At 53.1% G+C, this 15,288-nt stretch carries 15 protein-coding genes; 10 read left to right on the forward strand and 5 right to left on the reverse strand.

Going from position 1 to position 15,288, the window contains the following annotated elements:
- Positions 1-91 precede the first annotated feature (91 nt).
- Entirely contained in the window at positions 92-637 is a 546-nt protein-coding gene (locus B1748_RS22350) for an NADPH-dependent FMN reductase (protein WP_087570166.1), read from the forward strand.
- A 182-nt stretch (positions 638-819) separates the two neighbouring features.
- On the opposite strand, the gene B1748_RS22355 is transcribed toward B1748_RS22350, so the two are convergent.
- Positions 820-1,404: a winged helix-turn-helix transcriptional regulator gene (locus B1748_RS22355; protein WP_306299339.1), complete on the reverse strand. Its 585-nt coding sequence runs from the start codon at positions 1,402-1,404 to the stop codon at positions 820-822.
- Positions 1,380-1,742: a VOC family protein gene (locus tag B1748_RS22360; RefSeq protein ID WP_087570168.1), complete on the reverse strand. Its 363-nt coding sequence runs from the start codon at positions 1,740-1,742 to the stop codon at positions 1,380-1,382. Before B1748_RS22360 ends, B1748_RS22355 begins: the two co-directional genes overlap by 25 nt.
- A gap of 176 nt (positions 1,743-1,918) precedes the next feature.
- On the opposite strand from B1748_RS22360, the gene B1748_RS22365 reads away from it, so the two are divergent.
- The 4 genes from B1748_RS22365 to B1748_RS22380 all read left to right on the forward strand — a co-directional run bounded on the left by B1748_RS22365 (position 1,919) and on the right by B1748_RS22380 (position 6,409).
- Entirely contained in the window at positions 1,919-2,764 is an 846-nt protein-coding gene (locus tag B1748_RS22365; RefSeq protein ID WP_087570169.1) for an SDR family oxidoreductase, read from the forward strand.
- 77 nt (positions 2,765-2,841) lie between these two features.
- Positions 2,842-3,354 carry a hypothetical protein gene (locus tag B1748_RS22370; protein WP_087570170.1) on the forward strand — a complete coding sequence of 171 codons (513 nt, stop codon included), beginning with the start codon at positions 2,842-2,844 and terminating at the stop codon, positions 3,352-3,354.
- Positions 3,355-3,571: 217 nt separating this feature from the next.
- The gene (locus B1748_RS22375; RefSeq protein WP_087570171.1) at positions 3,572-4,591 is read left to right on the forward strand and encodes an ABC transporter substrate-binding protein; all 1,020 of its coding nucleotides are present in this window, start codon (positions 3,572-3,574) and stop codon (positions 4,589-4,591) included.
- 105 nt (positions 4,592-4,696) lie between these two features.
- Complete coding sequence (locus tag B1748_RS22380) at positions 4,697-6,409, forward strand: helix-turn-helix domain-containing protein (protein WP_179215743.1); 1,713 nt, start codon at positions 4,697-4,699, stop codon at positions 6,407-6,409.
- 42 nt (positions 6,410-6,451) lie between these two features.
- Here B1748_RS22380 and B1748_RS22385 read toward each other — a convergent pair whose 3' ends face one another.
- The 3 genes from B1748_RS22385 to B1748_RS22395 form a co-directional block, all read right to left on the reverse strand.
- Complete coding sequence (locus B1748_RS22385) at positions 6,452-7,030, reverse strand: TetR/AcrR family transcriptional regulator (protein ID WP_087570173.1); 579 nt, start codon at positions 7,028-7,030, stop codon at positions 6,452-6,454.
- Positions 7,031-7,093: 63 nt separating this feature from the next.
- Positions 7,094-7,510, reverse strand: a complete 417-nt coding sequence (locus tag B1748_RS22390; RefSeq protein WP_087570174.1) for a VOC family protein — start codon at positions 7,508-7,510, stop codon at positions 7,094-7,096.
- A 151-nt stretch (positions 7,511-7,661) separates the two neighbouring features.
- Positions 7,662-9,770: a methyl-accepting chemotaxis protein gene (locus B1748_RS22395; RefSeq protein ID WP_179215744.1), complete on the reverse strand. Its 2,109-nt coding sequence runs from the start codon at positions 9,768-9,770 to the stop codon at positions 7,662-7,664.
- A 228-nt stretch (positions 9,771-9,998) separates the two neighbouring features.
- Between B1748_RS22395 and B1748_RS22400 the strand changes: the two genes are divergently transcribed.
- The 5 genes from B1748_RS22400 (at position 9,999) to B1748_RS22420 (ending at position 15,238) form a co-directional block, all read left to right on the forward strand.
- Complete coding sequence (locus B1748_RS22400; protein WP_087570176.1) at positions 9,999-11,138, forward strand: sensor histidine kinase; 1,140 nt, start codon at positions 9,999-10,001, stop codon at positions 11,136-11,138.
- Position 11,139: 1 nt separating this feature from the next.
- Positions 11,140-11,772 (forward strand): response regulator, encoded by a 633-nt coding sequence (locus tag B1748_RS22405; protein ID WP_087570177.1) that lies wholly within the window; start codon positions 11,140-11,142, stop codon positions 11,770-11,772.
- A gap of 143 nt (positions 11,773-11,915) precedes the next feature.
- Positions 11,916-12,848 carry an ABC transporter ATP-binding protein gene (locus B1748_RS22410; RefSeq protein ID WP_087570178.1) on the forward strand — a complete coding sequence of 311 codons (933 nt, stop codon included), beginning with the start codon at positions 11,916-11,918 and terminating at the stop codon, positions 12,846-12,848.
- A gap of 12 nt (positions 12,849-12,860) precedes the next feature.
- Complete coding sequence (locus B1748_RS22415; protein WP_087570179.1) at positions 12,861-14,138, forward strand: ABC transporter permease; 1,278 nt, start codon at positions 12,861-12,863, stop codon at positions 14,136-14,138.
- Positions 14,138-15,238 carry an ABC transporter permease gene (locus tag B1748_RS22420; protein ID WP_087570180.1) on the forward strand — a complete coding sequence of 367 codons (1,101 nt, stop codon included), beginning with the start codon at positions 14,138-14,140 and terminating at the stop codon, positions 15,236-15,238. Before B1748_RS22415 ends, B1748_RS22420 begins: the two co-directional genes overlap by 1 nt.
- The last annotated feature ends 50 nt before the right edge of the window (positions 15,239-15,288 follow it).

Here is a 15,288-nt window from a genome sequence, read left to right on the forward strand (position 1 = left end):
TAAATTACACACTTCCCTTTTGCTACTAAAAGAGTTATACTAACTAAGTATTATATAGTTATTAACTAACTTAAATTCAGGAGGTAAAGAAATGTCGAATTTGAATATCGGTATTATTCTGGGCAGCACGCGTCAAGGACGTGTAAGTCCACAGGTTGGAGAATGGGTTAAAGGCATAGCGGATGGACGCGGCGACGCTTCTTACGAAATCGTGGACATCGCAGAATACAATCTTCCTTTCCTCGGCGAGGGTACAGGCGAAGAGCCGGGCTTGGCGGCTTGGAATGCCAAGCTGAGCAGCTTGGACGGCTTTGTATTTATCGTACAGGAATACAATCATAGCATTACTGGCTCGCTTAAAAACGCTGTGGATTCTGCTCGCGAGGCATGGAATGACAAAGCTGCAGGCATCGTCAGCTATGGCTCCACTGGCGGAGCGCGTGCTGCAGAGCACCTTCGCGGCATTCTGGGCGAGCTGTCGGTCGCTGACGTACGCGTTCATCCGACACTGTCGCTGTTCACAGACTTCGAAAACTACTCCGTCTTCAAACCGGCTGACCTTCATCTGACGAATGTCAACGCGATGCTGGACCAAGTCGTGGCATGGAGCGGCGCTTTGAAGACTCTGAGAGCTTAATGACATTTTAATAAATGCAGAAGAAAAACCGCGGAGCTTCCGCGGTTTTTTTGTCGTCGTTAGATACAATGCAGCGTTGTTATACATAACGGACCAGCAGATGAATCGTTGATCGTTGAAATTATTTGGTCGAAACGGAGCAAAATGCGGCTCGGATCGTGCAATTAACGTCGCCTGTGTCGCTACAAGAGGGACGATAGATCGGCTGCCAAACGCCGGACGGGCGGCTTCGAATCCTGATGGAGCAAGTAAATATATGCCGGACGGGGCAGCTCCGCAATGGACTTGTCCACCGCGCCGATCAGCTGCAGCTCGTCCAGCCGTCCCGACAGCATGCGAGGCGTGACCTGGCCCAAAGCGAATCGGATATCCTGGAACCTCGTATGCTCGTAATGAAGAGCGAGCAGAAGAGGAAGATTCCAGGCTTTTGCCGAGAGTCGACCGTATCCCAGCATGCCTTCGGCGGATTGAACGGCTTTGGCCGCATCCCGCAGCAGTAATCCCTTTTCGGTCAACACATATTCAGGCAAGGCGGGGTGGCGTCGTTCCAGCGGCGACAAATGCCGGAGCAGCCCATGCTCAGCCATCCGCTTTAAATTGTCGCTAAGCCGTGCTGGCGTAATCTGCAGCCGATTTTGCAGCGGAGTGAACCTGCCGCCGCTAGGCTCAACCTCCAGCAGCAAAGGAACGGTCCATTGTCCCGACAGCTCTTGAGCCAGGCCTAGAATACGTTGTTCCGTGTTCAGGCGGACTCCAACTCTTCGGATAACATCAGATTATGCCCGTCCGGATCGACGAACGTCGCGAGCTTGGCCATGCCTGGCACCGTTTCGGTATCGCCGATAAATCGGACGCCGCGCTGCTCCAGCAACTCTCTGGTATGTACGATGTCATAAACCTCGAATACGGTGGAAGAAGTGGAAGGGACGACCTCTTCTGCCTCCGAAAAGCCAATGATACAATCCTTCGTGTTCGTATTGACCATAGCCATGCCAGTGTCGGGATCATGGAAGTTTACTTCGAAGCCTAGCTTCTCCTTGTAAAAATCAATCGTTTGATCCAAGCTCTTGACACTGTACCATACAGTTACCCCTGGTTTGAACATTTAAGCACCTCCGATAGTTTGCCACAATAGAATTATTTGGTGATAAGGCCTCGATAGAGGAATTATCATATCGATATCATATCAAGTATATTTTCGATAGTAAAGTCCTGATTATTGCGGATTGTAAGTCAATACGCTTACAATAGATAGAAATTAAGAGAATCGGAGGTGCCGGAATGAGTCGTAAGCTGGCGATGGTGACGGGCGCGAATTCGGGGATGGGTCTGGCTACTACAATCGGGCTTGCCAAGGCGGGCATGCGCGTCGTGATGGTATGCCGCAGCGAGGCAAGAGGCAAGGAAGCTCTGGCGAAAGTGCGGGATGCGGCGGGCGGCGATGCGGCGGAGCTTATGTTGTGCGATCTGGGTTCCTTCGCCGATATTCGCAGGTTTGCCGCGGAATTTAACAGCCGCGGCGACGCGCTGGACGTGCTTGTCAACAATGCGGGCGTCGTCAGTCTAAAGCGGACGCTGACGAAGGACGGCTTCGAATCCATGATCGGAATCAATCATCTGGGACATTTTTTGTTTACGATGCTTCTGCTGGACAGAATCAAGGCAGCGAAGCAAGGAAGGATCGTCGTCGTGGCGTCTGGCGCGTACAAGGCTGGGCGACTGAACTTCGACGATTTCAATCTGACGAAAGGATTTAATGTCGCCAAGGGCTACGGACAATCGAAGCTTGCCAATATCCTGTTCGCAAGGTCGCTCGCGAAGAGGCTGGCCGGTACGACGACGACGGTCAATTCGCTTCATCCCGGCGCGGTCGCCACCAACATCGGAGTAAGCAGAGAGACGGGATTCGGGAAGAGCGTGCATGTTTTGCTCAAACCGTTTTTCCTCACGCCGGAGCAAGGATCGGAGACGGCGCTGCATCTGGCGTTAAGTCCGGAGGTGAAGGATGCGAGCGGAGAATACTTCTACAAGAAACAAGCTCAAGCCCTTGCGGGCAAAGCGGCAGACGATGAATCGGCCGAACGTTTATGGAAGTGGAGCATGGAGGCAGTTGGGCTGAAGGGATAAAAGGCTTCTAATACATTCGAGAATACAGCGGATTTGTAGTAGAACGACCGCAACAAAAAAATGAGGGGGTGCCGGATTTGGTTAAACCAAATCATTGTAGAAACTGGATGAGCATCGTGCTGCTTGGCGTTGTACTGCTGTTGACAGCAGCTTGCGGAGGCTCCGTGTCCGAAACGTTGGTGGGTTATGCCGTAGCTCATTCCGAGCAGGGCGTGCTTGTCGTCGAACCGTTGAACGAAGACCCTGAATCGGACAAAACTTTCAGAGCCGCTGTATGGGTTGGCAATCTGCACAGAAATCAAGTTGGCAACCTGCTGCAAGTGCAGCTGGGAGCTCGGGCCGACTCCTATCCCGGGTTATCTTTATCGAAGAAAACGAAGCAGCAACAGCAGCCCAAAGGGGAGCGGAGCGTGCTTATCGCAAGCCTGGATTATGCCAAAACCAAGTGGGAGAACGGATTGCCCGTCATCGATTCCGTCTCGTACGATAAAGAGGCTGCGAAGTGGGAGATTGACTTAGGGTGCTTGCTTGACGAGGAGCAGAAGCTGAAGCTGCTTGTTGACGCCAAACAAGAAATTGCGGAGCTTTAATCCGTATTCATAGAATGGAGATTGATTATAGACTATGGGAGGCAACATTTTATACTTCTACTGGGGGTTAAAGCCGCAGAGAAGAAAAATGGACAAAAAAACAAGCCTGATTTTATTTGTCCATTGAGAGTGCATTTGGATTTTCGTATGATACATTAATAGATAATGATTATCATTATCCATTAAACAGGCGAAAAGACAGATGGAGGGCAACAAAATGAAAAAGGCAGGAAAATGGTTGACAATCCTGATGGCGGCCGCGCTCACGACCGGAGCGCTGTCCGCGTGCGGAGGACAAAACAATAACAACGCAACGGGTCAAGTAGAAGAAGCGAATAAAGGGGGGAACGAATCGTCGCAAGAGAGCGCTAAGCCGGAGAGCGGCGGAACGTCGCAAGACGCTACGCAATCGTACGAAGACTGGACCGGTCATACGGTCGAAGTGCCGAAACAACCGCAACGGGTAATCTTCCATGGGGAGACAACAGGCGATCTAGCTGCGCTTGACGTTAGTCCGGTAGGCATTATGTTGAGCTCCGTCGAGGGTACCTTAAGCGAGAAGCAATTCCAGGATGCCGAGGATGTCGGGTTCCCGTTTAACGTGGAGAAGGCCGTGGAACTGGATCCGGATCTAATCATTTTCGGCAACTCGGATGAAACCCAATACGGGACGATAGCGAAGGTTGCGCCTACCGTGACTTTCGATACCTTCGGATCGCTGGACGAACGTCTGACGAAGCTGGGGCAGCTCCTTGGCAAGCAAGAAGAAGCCAAGCAATGGCTGGAAGCCTACCATAAGCAAGAAGCGGCGATGTGGAAGGCGATCAGGGACGGCGGAATTGGCGAAAACGAGACGGCCACGGTATTTACCATGTATCCGGGCAATCGGTTGTTTGCCATGGCTAACACGGGGTTGTCGCAAATTTTGTACTCGGAAGGCGGCTTTAAGCCGACGCCTCTCGTGCAAGAAGCGTTGGACGGCGGACAAGGCTTCGTCGAGATCAGCTTCGAAAAGCTTCCGGAGTACGCGGGAGATCATCTCTTTTTGCTCACGCCAGTCGATGGCGAAGCCGTGAACGAGTTGAAGGAATTGGAGAAGGGCCAGGTGTGGAGCGGCCTTGAAGCCGTCAAGAAGGGCAATGTGTATACGTTTGGTTTGCTGGAAGCCTATAGCGATGCGCTATCGCGGGAATGGTTGATCCAGCAATTGCCGATGGCGCTGCTGAAGTCCGAATAAACCGTTTCTATGATTCGAAGCCGCTTATCGTTGGGTTGATAAGCGGCTTTCGATCGTCTACAATGATAACAATTTTATTGTCATGTCATGTCTGGAGGACGTAGGATGGATCAAGCAAGATCTCACGGGGAGAGGCTTCGCTCTTTGCTTTTTCATATGCTTGAAGCACGACAGTGGATGCTTCGCGAAGATCAAGTGACGGAGGAGCGGAGCCGCTCATTTTATACGCTGCTTCTTGTTGCTTCCGGCGACTGCAGCTTGTATGCGGATGACGGTCTGATCCCGGCGCTGGAGCAAAGCTGCTTCATTTTGCCGCCTCGACAAAGATGGTACATTAGCAACTATTCGGGGGAGGAAGTCCTTCTCTATGAGATAACCTTTAAAATGATAGACGCGGATTCCGAAAGCGTCTTTCGCGAGCCGCTGCGGCCGATTCATTATAATTGGAGACTGTTTCCTTATTCTCGCGGGCTCAAATTGACCCGGCAATTGACCGCCGAAGAGGGGCAGGAGCCCGATAGCGGTGCGGAATCCGGATTTTCCGCGAACCCGGGGATGGATTGGCTCAACCGTCGTCTCGTGTTCCAGACCTTGATCGGAATGCTGCTAGAGCATAACTCGGAGCATATAACGAGTGGAGGAGCGCTTCCTTCCGCGGAACGTTCGATCGCTTTTATAGAGGAGCATTATAATCTGCCTCTAAGTATCAAACATTTGGCCGAGCAAGCCGGCATGCCGCAAAGTCAATATGTATCCATGATAAAGCAGCTGACGGGATCCGCCCCGCTGGATTTCTTAAATCAGCTTCGCATAAAACACGCGAAGACGCTGCTTGTGACGACGGGAGACCCTCTTCGGGAAATCGCGAAAAAGGTCGGCTTCGAGGACGAATATTATTTCAGCAGACGATTTCGCCAGAGCACGGGAATTGCCCCAAGGCAATATGCGCAATCCATGAGGGGGAGCAAGAAAATTATCGATGATGCCGGTCACGAGGTGCGTATACCGCTGAGTCCCCGACGCATTGTGTATTTCGGAGAAGTATTAGGCGATTTGCTGGCGCTTGGCGTCAGACCGGTGGGGAGCAATCTATACGAACTGGGAACCTCATGGCTGTCGGAAGAGGATGGCGGCCTGGAAGGAATCGAGGATATTGGAATTCCGTTTCGCTTAAGCAAAGCAAGGGCATTGGAGCCCGACTTGATTATTCTGTCCAACATGGATGAACGCATCTATGGGGAGATCAGCGCTATCGCTCCTACCATTGTGTACAATTCTTACGATTCCCTTTTGCCGAGACTGCGGAGACTGGGCGAGTGGCTGGGAAAAGGCGAGGAAGCGGACAGCTTTATGGATCGGTATTCGCTGCTTCTCGAGGATGCGAGGCTCGCGTGGAAGCAAGGTATGAGCAACGGCGAGAAGGCATCGGTATTTATATGCCATAGGGGACGCAAATGGTTCGTAATGGGAAGGTTAGGTTTATCTGAATTGCTGCATAACGTGGATGGGACGTCCCTTACCGATGGGATCCGGGCGCTGATTGCTGCCGGAGATGCTTACCTGATGATCGACCGGCAGGATATCGCCAAACATGCCGGCGATATCCTGTTTATTCCCATGCCGGAGAATTCATCGTCTCGCGAAACAACGGAGCAAATGCTCCGGAGCGACCTGTGGCTTAGCATTCCGGCAGTGCGGCGCGGACTCGCGTTTGTGGTCGAGGAGAGCAGATGGAATCTGTACGACGCGATTTCGCGCATTCGTCAATTGGAGCATTTGCAATCGCTTATCGATCGCGTCCACGAAAATCGGGATTAACATAAACGGCAATTCCGGTCGTCTATCGGAAAGACCGTAAGGTTAACGCCGCTTCAGCATATGCAGAATAACGGCCATCGTTTCTTCCAGCGCTTCCGGCTCGTTAGGGCGCTCCGCAATCCATAACGCGGATTCATTAAGCGCTCCGGACAGGAAGCGGGTCATGGCGGCTGGAGAAAGCCCGGAATAATACCCGTGCTCCTGTAAAATCTCGAGCTGCTCGCGAAGATGCCGCATCGCGTTCTCTTCGTCCAAGCGCCTCCAAGTTTCCCACCCTAACACGGCAGGTCCGTCCAGCAGGAGAATGCGCAGGGCGGAAGGAGAAACAGCCGCCTCCACAAATGCCTTGCAGCCGAGAATCAGCTGCTCAAGCGGATCATCGCTTCGCGACGCTTCACGCTCTACTTTCTCGCCAAGCTCCGCTTGCACGACCGACACAACCGCCTTGAACAAACCGAGCTTGTTCCCGTAATGATGATATAACGCTCCTCTCGTCATGCCAGCTTCGGCGACGATCTCCTCTAGCGACGCCTTGGCGTAGCCGTGTTCCGTAAACCGTATTCTGGCGATGTCAAGCAGCTTGTCCGCCGTCTCTTGCGAATGCTCCTTCGTTCTTCTCATCGGTTAGGAAGCCTCCTTGCGGGATATTCACAACTATCATTTTGCGCTTCCCGGATCGAAGCTTCAATTCTTATAATGATCTGCATAATTCTCGGCTGGAGGAATGTTGGTAATAACGTCGATCAGGACGCCGTTGGGGTCGCGCGTGATGAAGTGGCGCTGGCCGAAAGCTTCGTCCCGAATATCGAGCTCGACCGGCAGCCCCGTTTGCCGAATGAGACGTTCGTATTCCAGGTCTACATCATCGACTTCGATATTCAAAATAAGGCCTTGCGTCGACTTGCGGAAACCTTCCGGGATTGTGCCGTGACTAGGCTCGAGAATGGCAAGCTCGAAGGCGGGACCCGTTCCCTCGATTCGCAAGCTGACGTACCATTCGGATTCGAACACGATTCCGAATCCGAAGTGCTCGCAGTAAAATTTCGCTGTTTCCTCTACATTTACTGTAAGTAAAACGGGATATAAGCTTGCAACTCTCATTGTTTTAAGTCTCCTTTGGTATTGGAATATTTTTAATTTAACATACATACAGTATGTATGTAAATATGCAAACACAAATGTACCAAAGCAAAATAAGCAAGGCGTCCGAGCGAATACATCGCTTTGGGCGCCTTGTTGGTCTGACGAATCGTTAAATTTTGAACTTTGACAACCTTTCGAGCAATTCTTCGACCATGTTGCTTAGCTGAGCAGAGGAAGCCGATATTTCTTCCATGGAAGCAAGTTGCTCCTCGGATGCGGCGGCAACGCCTTGCGAACCGGCGGCAGCTTCGGATGCGAGCCCGGACAGTCCGTTCATGTTTTCCGCGATCTGCCCGGTGCTTGCGGACAGCTCTTCCGCCGCCGCCGATACCTCCTGAATCTGAACATTGACGGAAGTCATCTCCGTCAGAATACGACCGAATAATCGCTGACTGTTCGTGATGCTGGCGAGACTATTTTGTACATTCGCATTTCCCGCGGCCATTATTCTGGAAGCATTATCGGTATCGGTACGAACGGCCGCGACAAGCTGCGTGACTTCGTCCGCAGCCTTGCGGGTTCCATCCGCAAGCTTGCGGATTTCGCCGGCGACGACGGCGAAGCCTCTTCCATGCTCGCCAACGCGGGACGCTTCGATTGCCGCGTTTAACGCGAGCAGATTGGTTTGCGTGCTGATAGCCGTAATGGCGTCGATCATGCCGCCAATCTGGACGGAACGCTCCTCAAGTCTCCGGATAGCCGCCTCTGTCTCTTCTGCGGAACGAACGACGATTTCCATCTCCGAGACGGCGTCCTGCAAGGCAATGCTGCCCGTCCGCGTCTGTGCCGTTACATCGTCGGCCGAAGTCGAGACGGATGAGGAGGATCCTGCGATGCGTTCGGCGGCGATCGTCATCTCTTCCATAATTCGCGAGGATTCGATGGCGTGTTCATTCTGCGTGACGGCGCCGTCGGCAATTCGGCCGATCGATTCAGCTACGTTCTGGGCGGCATGGCTGGTCTGTTCCGCGCTCGCCGTCAACTGCTGCGAGGTCGCTCCTACAGCCATGGACAAGTCGGAGACCAAGCGGAACATGTCGCGCAGCTTTTCCGTCATATCGTTGAAGTATCCGCTCATCACTCCGATCTCGTCGCCGGATTTAACCTCCATCCGCTGGGTCAGGTCGCCCTGCGCCATTAGAAGCAGCTTGCCGGATAATGTCTTGAGCGGCCGGGTAACCATCATTCGGATCATAATCGTCATGATCAGCGCCAAAACCAGTATGCCCGCCAGTGCGGTTGCCAGAGCTGTCGTGCGAGCCTCGTAATAATATGACATGATAGTTGACTTCGATATGGTGGTGACGGCATACCAAGTTTGCTCGGAGCCTGGCAGCGTTATGGGCTCGAATAGGCGTAACATCTCGACTCCCTTAGAATTCGGCGTATATCCTTTTAAGGTCAAACCTTCCTTGACTTGCTGCCATAGCGATACCTTCTGAGGATTATCCCCGTAGCCGTTCATTACGGATGCGGGATCGTTGGGATTGGCGACATAGATGCCTTTGTCCGTGACCAGGGACACGTAACCTTCCATTGGGGTATACTTCAACGCTTCTTCTTGAAGCTGCTCCAGCGATAAATCGATGCCGATTATGCCGACAAAGTTCTCGTCAGTGTCCAGGATTGGTTCGACGATCGACATAATTTGTTCCTCTTTACCTGCGATCTGATAAGTATACGGTTCTATATACGACAGTTTTTTGCTGGCTTTCGGGATCAAATAATAATCGCCAGTGCCAGGCTTGTCATAATCAACAAGCGGCTCCAAGTGAATGCTATCATTCTTCTTGACAAGGTAAGGAAGGAATCTGCCCGTTGCATCGTCATATGCCGCTTTGTTCCGATTGAGGGCATCGTTGCCGTCGAAGGCGTTCGGCTCCCATAACGTATAGATGGCAAAGAGCTCCGGCCGGCTCTCCAGAACATGATGGAGAAGCTCGATCGTTTCTTCCCGCGATACCGACCGGTCTTTCCGCGAAATGGCGAGCAGGTCGGACAGCGACTTCAGCGTCGCGCTCATGCTCGACATCGTAATTTGAAGATCCGTGGCGTATTGCACCCCTGCCGTTTTGGCTTCCAGTTCCCCCTTTTCGATGCTTTGTTTCTCAAGCTCGCCCAGATTAATATACAGATTCGACCCGAGCACAAGCACCAGCATAACCCAGACGACTAACGTGAATTTCATAGCCAGCGACAGCTTGCGCAGTTTTGACAAGATGGTCACCTCTTTCTTTATGTATAGGCGATTATTCGGCATAATTCGACAATCAGTGAATAGTTCAAAAGGACTATAATTCGGACGGACGTTTTCGAAATAAATTGTTCAATTCGAAAACGATTCCGAGATCGTTGGACGCTTGTAATTCGATTCGGTATAATTTGGTGATGCTTGTGGAACGGAACTTGGTAACGGCATTACTAAGATGCAGGGGAGACTTGGCGAATGCGTTCGTTTTGGTTATGGTTTGTTCTTTTGTCCGCGGCATTATTGCTGGCAGTGCTTCAGGAAAATGCCGATGGGGATGAGTCGGCGAGGCGCATGTTGTTCTCTGCGCTGCTGCTTGCAGCCTATTTCGCGGCGCCGTTATTGCGGAGAAAACCAGCGGCGTTAACGGCGCTTCTGTGCGGTGCCGCAGTGTTTGCAGCCATTGCATTATGGCCATCCGACGGGCAAGGCCATAATCCTTACCCGCTTCTGGTGTTCGCTTTGCTGGCCGGCAAAGCTGCCTTTCGGTTACCCGGGGGTTATGCCGTAATCGTCGGGGCGTTCTCACTGGCGGGAGCTGCCGCGCCTGCCATACTGGGGGAGCCCGGTTATCCGCCGCTGTTCCTGCTCCTGTTCGCCATCGCGTTCGGCATAGTCGCCTATCTGGCCGGTACGATGATCGGGGAGCGCGACGAAGCAACGGCGAGAAGCGAGGCGCTGTTAAGCGAATACAGGTTGATGAAGCGCAGGCTGGCGACGAGCGAGGAGGAAGCGCGGCAGGATGAACGATCGCAAGTGGCGCGTGAAATCCATGACTCCGTTGGCCATAAGCTGACGGCGCTGATGATGCAGATCGAGATGCACCGGTTGTCCGCGGAAGCGGAATCGAAGGAGATGCTGGCAGAATTTAAGGTACTGGCCAAAGAAAGTTTGGAGGAGACGAGAAGCGCTGTAAAAACATTAAACGAAGAGGAGGGCGGAGGCCTGGCCGCGATTCTCCGACTGCTGCGCAAATTGGAGGCCGAAAGCTTGATGCGCATCGAATTTACGGTCAAGGACGGCACTTTGACGGCGCCGCTTGTTCCGGCCCAATCCATCGCGATCTACCGGGCGCTTCAGGAGGCGCTCACCAACGCCATGCGGCATGGGGTCGGCAGGGAAGCGAAGATCAGCTTCGAAGCGCCGGGCGGAGGGAGCGTATTCCGCTTCGAGGTGACGAATCCCGTGAAGCAGGGCGGTGCCTTCTTCGAAGGCTTCGGGCTGCGCGGCATGCGCGAACGTATCAAGGAGACGGGCGGGCAGCTCGAGGTTTCCTCATTCGCAGATGTTTTTATTGTTAGAGGCACCTATAATTTGGTCGACAGGGAGGGCGAATAATATGATTCGTATTTTAATTGCCGAGGATCAAGCCATGGTGCGTCAAGGTCTGAAAATGATGATGGAAACGGATCCCGAGATGATCGTAACAGGGGAGGCGGGAAACGGGAAGGAAGCCGTAGCCCTGTGCGAGAAACAGGCTTTCGATGTGGCCGTGCTCGATATCCAGATGCCGGAGATGTCGGGACTCGAGGCGCTCAGAAGCATTCGTTCCCGCTGGCCTCGCTGCAAGGTGCTGATGCTGACGACCTTTAACGACGACGAATACGCTTTAGAAGCGATGAAGTGCGGAGCGCACGGCTACATGCTGAAGGATGCGGAGCCGGAGGCGTTGGTTCGCTCTATCCGCAGCTGCTTGTCCGGCGGTTTGTCGCTGCAAGAAAATGTGGCGGCGAAGCTGATCCCAAGGCTGCTCGGCGACGCGAAGGAGCCTTCGGTCGATGCGTCGATTACGCCCAGAGAGCTTGCCATCACTAGGCTGGTTGGCGAAGGCAGGAGCAATAAGGAAATTGCCGAGGAGCTCGGACTATCCGTCGGGACGGTCAAGAACCATATCAGCGGCATCATGGACAAGCTGGATCTCCGCGACCGGACGCAGCTTGCCATCTATGCGATTCGTCATGGCATTGTGTAAGCGTCGCTGCAAATAAAATGACGGAAGTCATGGTTGCCTTCCCGATGAGTGACTGAAGACAGTGATCGTACTGTCTTTTTTCTATTACAATTAGACCAAGGCGATACAGAAGGACTTAGTGGATCGAAATGGAGGGCAACCGCATGCTGGAAACAGTGGAGCTTGGCAAAACGTTTAAAGGAAAAACGGCGGTGGACGGCGCCAGCATTTATCTGGAGGAAGGAGAGGCCGTCGGGCTGCTCGGGCCGAACGGAGCGGGCAAATCGACGATGATCTCGATGATCGCTTCCTTATTGAAGCCGACCTTCGGCGATGTTCGTCTGAACGGACAAAGCGTGCTGAAAAATCCCGCCATGATCCGTCGGACGCTTGGCGTCGTGCCTCAGGAGATCGCATTGTACGCGGAGTTAAGCGCCTATGAGAACTTGAAGTTTTTTGGCCGAATCTACGGGCTCAAAGGAAAGCTGCTGGAGACGAAGATGCAGGAGGTGCTGGAGATGGTAGGTCTCCGCGAGCGCCAAAAGGAACTGATCCGGACGTTCTCGGGCGGGATGAAACGGCGCATTAATATTGCGGCGGCGCTGCTGCACGATCCCAGGCTCGTTATTATGGATGAGCCGACAGTGGGCATCGACCCGCAGTCACGCAATCATATTTTGGATACGGTGCGCCTCTTGAACCGCGAGAAAGGAACGACCGTCCTGTATACGAGCCATTATATGGAAGAGGTCGAACAGCTGTGCAGCCGCGTCTACATTATGGACCATGGACGGATTATCGCATCCGGCACGCATAATGAACTGGGACGCATCCTGTCCGGTGAGGATACTCTTTATGTAAAGATGAGCGCTCCGAGCCCGGGTTTCGTCCATGAGCTTACAAGTCTTGAATCGGTGAGACAAGCGGAAGAGACCGGAGACGGGGTAAAGCTGATCGTGGCCAAACAAACCAATATTTTGTCCGAGGTAGTGGGAACGGCGGATCGACATAAGGTGCAGATTCTTAACCTGCATGTCCACTCTCCGAGCTTGGAGGATGTTTTCCTCCACCTTACGGGCCGGAAGCTCCGGGATTGAGGGGGAAGAGAGATGGGTATTTTTTTTCGGAAAGATTTTCTGACCTACTGGCGAGATCGAAAGGAATTACTGATCGCCATCCTTATGCCGCTTGTTCTCATCTTCGTGATGAGCTTTGCGTTACCGAACTGGTTCGGCAACGAGACGCCTTCCATTCATATGAAGATCGGTTTTGTGGTAGAGGATGATGCAGCGAGCGGAATTGCGGCGTTTAAGGAATCGCTGGGCGGATCAGGCAGGACGGAAGGGGAGATCGCTGCTCTCGCAGCGGCGGCGGATGACTTGAATCCAGTTTTGCTTCTGAGAGGATTGTTGGACAGCGAGGAGTTCCGGGGCATCGCAGAGGTCGTGGAGACAGATGCGGCAGCGGCGCTCGGTCAGCTTGAGAACGGAAAATGGACAGCCATCGTGACGATACCGGCTGGATACACGCAATCGGGTCTTGGCGGCATGCTGCTGGGGCAAGAGGAGACCGTGCCGCTTCGGATAACAGCCGAGGAAACCTCCATGGAGCTGGACGTTCTTCGCGACGTGCTCGGTGATTATTACCGCTCGCTCAATTTCTCCATGGCTATCGATACCGTTATGAAGGCTTCCGGTTTCGTGCCAACGGGAGGAGTCGACGCAGCCCTTGCGCCAATAGGCGGAATCGAACAGGTAGAAGGTTTCCGCATCATTACGTCCAGTCAATATTTTACGTTGTCCATGAGCGTCCTGTTCTCCATGTTTATGGCCATGACGACGGCGACCAAGGCGATGACGGAGAAGAGGGAACATGTATTCCAGCGTATCTTGCTGTCAGGAGCACGGCCCGTTCATTATGTTGCGGGGAAGGCGATGTCTACCTTCTGTATGACGATGCTGCAGGCTGTTATCGCCTTTCTTGTTTGCCACTTTGTATTGAACTTATTCCCTGGCGAATCGCTGTCATTCTGGCTTGGCGTTTCGGCGCTTTTGACGGTTTATTGCATCGGAATGGCGGGTTTAGCTACCATCTTTACATCGATTACGTTCCGGTTGAAAGAGGATTCGGCCAGCGGTTTGATGATGATCGTCGTCATGGTGTTCGGTACGCTGAGCGGCGGATTCGTGCCGGTGTACGTGCTTCCGGACTGGATGCGCGGGATCGGCGAATGGACGCCGAACGGGATGGCGCTGGCGGCATACACGGACTGGATCCAACAAGGTATCGTGCCTGATCTATATAAGTCTACGGCATTGCTGTTGATCTTTTCCGTAGCGGCTATCATCGTCGGAATCGCCATGTTTCCGAGAAAGGGGCGGATCTGATGTCGGCCGTCATGTTATCGCAATGGATGAAGGAAAGACGCTCGCCCTACGTTCTCATGTTATTTATCGTGCTTAGCGTTTTGGCCGTCCTCCTCTTCGGCTCGAGCAACGGAGGCAGCTTGAAGGTCGACGTATTCTCCGATGCCGGAATGCCGGAAGAGCAAGCCTCTCTGCTTGTTGCCCGATTGAACGAAAGCGAAGCGTTCGTGTTCCGCATGTTGGAAGAAGAAGAAGTCAGAAAGAATGTGCAGGAAGGGCGGTCGGCGGCAGCCGTACGCTTAATGGCCGAAGACTTTCGCATCCTGGCTTCCGTGAACGATTACAACGTCCAGCTTCTGGAGAGCCAAGTGGCGAGCGTCTACAAGGAGGAGCTGCAGATTCGCTCCGCCATGGCAGCTGCCGGCAGTCCGAGCGGCTTTCGCGAAGACGTCTTGCGCTACCTGGAGAATCCTCCGCTGACTATGGAGCTCGCCTCCCCCGATGGGGGGAGCGTTGAATCCTATAATATGGGACTCCAGTTGACCTTTGCGTTCGCCTTGTTCGTCGTCATGTTCACGATCGGCTTCAAGATCAACGCGATCAACGCAGAGAAGACATCGGGCATCTGGGATCGGATGGTGCTTTCGCCTCTGAGCAAAACCGCGATGTACATGGGCCATCTGACATACAGCACGATTATTGGCTTCATTCAGGTCGTTCTTGTGCTTGCGATCCTTCGTTTCGGATTCGGATTCGCCATCGGCGACCGCTATGGCGAGCTGCTGGCCGTATCGCTCCTCTACGTCGTATCGGTCGTGGCTATGGCCATGCTGTTCACGGGAATTACCCGCACGCCGGAGAAATTCAACATGATCTATCCATCGATCATTCCGGTTATTCCCCTTATCAGCGGAGCATACATGCCGCCGGGCGTATTCGATAACGCGATCCTTCAAGCCTTTGCGCAACTATTCCCGCTGTCGCATGCCATGGATGCCATGCTTGGCATCTCCATGCACGACTTCGGCTGGACCGAGCTGTATTTGCCAATTGCGAAGCTGCTTTTAGTCACCGTGCTGTTTATGGGCATCGGCATTAATTTGGTGGAGAGAAACAGGTGACGGAGCAACGTTAGGAGAGCATGCTGGATAAGATAGACGCTCTATAAGTT

It is taken from the genome of Paenibacillus sp. MY03, assembly GCF_002165585.1.
Lineage (GTDB): Bacteria > Bacillota > Bacilli > Paenibacillales > Paenibacillaceae > Pristimantibacillus > Pristimantibacillus agaridevorans.

Bases quoted from the DNA above. Each gene is read 5' to 3' on its own strand.
- B1748_RS22350 (WP_087570166.1), top strand. From the start codon at position 92: ATGTCGAATTTGAATATCGGTATTATTCTGGGCAGCACGCGTCAAGGA.
- B1748_RS22360 (WP_087570168.1), bottom strand. From the start codon at position 1,742: ATGTTCAAACCAGGGGTAACTGTATGGTACAGTGTCAAGAGCTTGGAT.
- B1748_RS22365 (WP_087570169.1), top strand. From the start codon at position 1,919: ATGAGTCGTAAGCTGGCGATGGTGACGGGCGCGAATTCGGGGATGGGT.
- B1748_RS22375 (WP_087570171.1), top strand. From the start codon at position 3,572: ATGAAAAAGGCAGGAAAATGGTTGACAATCCTGATGGCGGCCGCGCTC.
- B1748_RS22380 (WP_179215743.1), top strand. From the start codon at position 4,697: ATGGATCAAGCAAGATCTCACGGGGAGAGGCTTCGCTCTTTGCTTTTT.
- B1748_RS22385 (WP_087570173.1), bottom strand. From the start codon at position 7,030: ATGAGAAGAACGAAGGAGCATTCGCAAGAGACGGCGGACAAGCTGCTT.
- B1748_RS22390 (WP_087570174.1), bottom strand. From the start codon at position 7,510: ATGAGAGTTGCAAGCTTATATCCCGTTTTACTTACAGTAAATGTAGAG.
- B1748_RS22400 (WP_087570176.1), top strand. From the start codon at position 9,999: ATGCGTTCGTTTTGGTTATGGTTTGTTCTTTTGTCCGCGGCATTATTG.
- B1748_RS22405 (WP_087570177.1), top strand. From the start codon at position 11,140: ATGATTCGTATTTTAATTGCCGAGGATCAAGCCATGGTGCGTCAAGGT.
- B1748_RS22410 (WP_087570178.1), top strand. From the start codon at position 11,916: ATGCTGGAAACAGTGGAGCTTGGCAAAACGTTTAAAGGAAAAACGGCG.
- B1748_RS22415 (WP_087570179.1), top strand. From the start codon at position 12,861: ATGGGTATTTTTTTTCGGAAAGATTTTCTGACCTACTGGCGAGATCGA.
- B1748_RS22420 (WP_087570180.1), top strand. From the start codon at position 14,138: ATGTCGGCCGTCATGTTATCGCAATGGATGAAGGAAAGACGCTCGCCC.